General features: G+C 51.2%; 2 protein-coding genes and 2 pseudogenes. 2 read left to right on the forward strand and 2 right to left on the reverse strand.

Annotated elements, in window-relative coordinates; translation table 11 throughout:
- Together BZG79_RS12855 and pyk are read left to right on the forward strand one after the other, a co-directional pair.
- Positions 1-236 (forward strand): annotated as a pseudogene (locus BZG79_RS12855) (transcriptional regulator HexR); the annotation flags it as partial.
- Positions 237-390: 154 nt separating this feature from the next.
- Positions 391-1,538: pseudogene (gene pyk, locus BZG79_RS12860) on the forward strand (pyruvate kinase).
- An 81-nt stretch (positions 1,539-1,619) separates the two neighbouring features.
- Here pyk and BZG79_RS12865 read toward each other — a convergent pair.
- Both BZG79_RS12865 and tyrR read right to left on the reverse strand, forming a co-directional pair.
- Positions 1,620-2,126, reverse strand: a complete 507-nt coding sequence (locus tag BZG79_RS12865) for a GNAT family N-acetyltransferase (RefSeq protein WP_077774589.1) — start codon at positions 2,124-2,126, stop codon at positions 1,620-1,622.
- Complete coding sequence (gene tyrR, locus BZG79_RS12870; RefSeq protein ID WP_242414186.1) at positions 2,012-3,505, reverse strand: transcriptional regulator TyrR; 1,494 nt, start codon at positions 3,503-3,505, stop codon at positions 2,012-2,014. Before tyrR ends, BZG79_RS12865 begins: the two co-directional genes overlap by 115 nt.
- Positions 3,506-3,732 lie beyond the last annotated feature (227 nt).

The raw sequence follows: 3,732 nt of genomic DNA on the forward strand, positions 1-3,732 counted from the left end.
GTATTACCCAGCGCGATTCACCGCTCGATAAGGTTTGCTCGCACACCATTCAACTCGATGTCCCTGAAGATACCGATGAATACATGCCAATGGCAAGCCGCGTGGTGCAAATGACCGTCATCGACGTCTTGGCTACCGGTTTTACCCTACGCCGCGGCCCCGGCTTTAGAGATAACTTGAAACGTGTCAAAGAAGCCATTCGCGATTCACGTTTTCATAAAGAATCATTGACCTAATCCCGAGGAGTGCATGGCACTCCTTTTTTGTGTCATCTCGTTGATATTTTCCGTGCGCTACACTGATGTCAGCGTTTTATTGGTTTATTACTAAGCGGTGATGCTTGCCTTGTAACACGCTTCTTGCGCATCACCCTGTCTACAGGAGTTAATCATGTCTGCAAAATTGAGAAGAACGAAAATTGTCACCACCTTGGGCCCGGCAACGGATAAAGACAGTGTGTTAGAGGCCGTCATTCAGGCGGGTGCCAATGTCGTTCGCCTCAACTTCTCTCACGGCAGTGCAGAAGATCATATTAAGCGTGCCGAACAGGTGCGTGCTATCGCCGCACGACTGGGTCGTCATGTGGGGATTTTAGGCGATTTACAAGGCCCTAAGATTCGCGTATCCACGTTTAAAGACGGCGCTATTGTGCTTGCGGTGGGTGATAAATTTACCCTAGACAGCGATCTGTCTCCGGGAATGGGCGATCAAGACGCTGTGGGGCTGGACTACAAGGCGCTACCGCAAGATGTCACCCATGGCGACATTTTGCTGCTCGACGATGGCCGTGTACAGCTTAAAGTATTGGCCGTTGACGGCACCAAAGTGCATACCGAAGTCACGGTGGGTGGGAAGCTATCAAACAACAAAGGGATCAACAAGAAAGGCGGTGGCCTATCTGCGCCTGCGTTGACCGAAAAAGATAAACAAGACATTCTCACCGCCGCCAAAATCAAGGTCGACTTTTTGGCTATCTCGTTCCCTCGCAACGGTCAAGACATGCATTATGCCCGCTCATTAGCACGCGAGGCTGGTCTGGATGCACGTTTGGTCGCCAAGGTTGAACGCGCAGAAACCGTGGTGAGCGATGCCAGTATTGATGACATTATCGAAGCGTCTGATGTGGTGATGGTGGCACGTGGCGATCTTGGCGTCGAAATTGGTGACCCTGAGTTAGTCGGGGTACAGAAACAATTGATCCGACGCGCACGCAGTATGAACCGCTTAGTGATCACTGCCACGCAAATGATGGAGTCGATGATCACAGCCCCGATGCCAACCCGTGCAGAAGTGATGGATGTCGCTAACGCCGTGTTGGATGGTACCGACGCGGTAATGCTATCAGCAGAAACCGCAGCAGGGCAGTATCCGGTTGAGACGGTACGCGCCATGGCAGAAGGCAAGTGGCCGAGCTTGCCCTGCAGACACTGAAAGCGGGTGGGTTTTTGAATGAAGGCGATCAGGTGATCATGACCCAAGGTGACCAAATGGAAGTGGTTGGCYCAACCAATACGATGCGAGTCTTAACAGTGAAATAGCGAAGGTCCATGAGGGCACGAGCAAAAACAGCAACGCAAAAGGCGATCGCAATCGATCGCCTTTTTTCATGGAACCTTCCTTTAGGACGACGATTTAGGGCGCCAGTGGGGATTAATATGTGCCATTAACAGGTGATCTTCCCATTGACCATTAATGAGCAGGTAATCCCGTGCTCGTCCTTCTCGTTCAAATCCAACGGCCTCTAACACCTTGGCACTGCGCGCATTGCATGGCATATAAGCGGCATTGACGCGGTGAATATGGATATTATCGAATAACCATTGATTGGTGGTCGCCAATGCGCGGCGCATAATGCCCTGCCCTTGTGCCGCTTGGTCTAACGAGTAACCGACGGTGCAAGAATACGAAGGATACTGCATCATGCTGGTATAAGAGATCACTCCCAATACCGTGGGAGAATCTTGCTTGGCAATTAAAAAATAATATGCCAGCTGATGCTTTTGTAACTCCATCAGCTGTAGCACCCGCCGTTTCCAGCCCTGCTCGGAGTAAAAGCCCGATGTTCGCGCCGGCTCCCAGGGGGCAAGAAAGGCACGATTGCGCTGAAAGTATTGCACAACTCGCATGACGTCTTCATGGCTGATGGCATCTTTTCGATTTCTGGTAACTGCACATCGTCTATCGTCATCACGTCGGCATCGATTTGGGTCATCGCATGCAATAACACATTGCGAAGCTGGCGGATATTACCCGGCCATGCATAGTGGGTCAGGTAGTCTGCAAGCGCGTCATCGATGCTTGGCTTGGATTGGCCCAAATCGGCGGCAAATTGTTTAATAAATAGCTGCGCAAGTGGCATCACATCCGCAGAACGTTCTCTCAGCGGTGGAACCGTCAGCGATAAGACATTAAGGCGATAAAAGAGGTCTTCGCGGAATTGGTGCGCGGCCACCAGCTCAGGTAAATTTTTCTGCGTTGAGCAAATCACCCGCACATCGACCTGCATTTCACGCTCTTCACCGACCCGACGGAAGGTGCCGTCTTGCATAAAGCGCAGCAGTTTTACCTGCAGGTGACGGCTCATTTCACCGACTTCATATAGGAAGACGGTGCCGCCGTCCGCTTGCTCTAAAATCCCTTTTTTCGCGCTACCGCCCTCTTCTGCGGCGGCCATGCCAAACAGCTCGGTTTCAGCGGCGTTATCAGGCATCGACACGCAGTTCACCAGCAAGAAGGGTTTGTCTGCCCGCAGTGAATGCCGATGGCAAGCGCGCGCAATCATCTCTTTGCCTGTTCCGGTTTCGCCTTGTACCAACAGTGGCGCGTCGAGCATCGCTAATTTTTTAGCTTGGCTCATCAGCTGCTTAAACTTGTTGGATTGGCCAACGAGGTGCTCAAAACCATGGTCGCTCGGCGTGCGGAAAACCGTTTGCGGGGTGTTATTCAGCGCCACTTGTTTCAGTTGGACCACGGCGCTCACGAGCACAGGCTGTTCGCTTTCATCGTTGATATGAACAGGCATCACTTCCATGAGGAAGTCGAGGCCAGCCATCACCACCATCCTACAGCTTTGGCTGGCTTCTTCTTTTTCCAGCCAATGGGCAAACTGAAAGTCAGGAAACACGGTGTTCGCATGCTCGTCGATAAGCTGATGCTCACTGGATCCAATCAGATCTTGTGCCGCTTTATTGGCCATATCGATGTAGCCGTCAAGGTTGATCGAGACCACAGGATCGGTCAGGCTTTCGACCAAGGCACGTAGCTCTTTATGCTCGCGCTCGGCAGGCAAGAACTGGACTTTGCGCACATCGGTGACCCCAGAAATCAGTCGAATTTCAGACATCAACTGACTAAAGGCTTCAAATTCAATTTCAGGGCAGTTCAGATAGATAATCCCGACTTGGTCGATTTCGATCCCGCGTAGATCAATATCGCGGCGAACCAGAATATCAAGCAGTTCGCGGGTCAGTCCGATCCTATCTTCACAACAGACTTTCAGTCTCATAATGGATTCCTGTAACGTGACAGTGATACCCAATACCGGCGCAGAACAAGATGGGATGAGGTGATTAAAACCTGCTCTGATCAAGACGTTACAAAAGCAATCGTCAGTATTTTTTCATGCGCCGGATTAGCTGTCAGGATAAGTTGACACTGAGGCGAAGTTTGAGCGGGTTAGGGTTAACAGTCAAGCCCTGATGCCATTTTTGCCTTGCGACATCACGTTTGTAG

This window comes from Salinivibrio sp. MA427, assembly GCF_001996115.1.
In the GTDB taxonomy this organism is placed as follows: domain Bacteria; phylum Pseudomonadota; class Gammaproteobacteria; order Enterobacterales; family Vibrionaceae; genus Salinivibrio; species Salinivibrio costicola.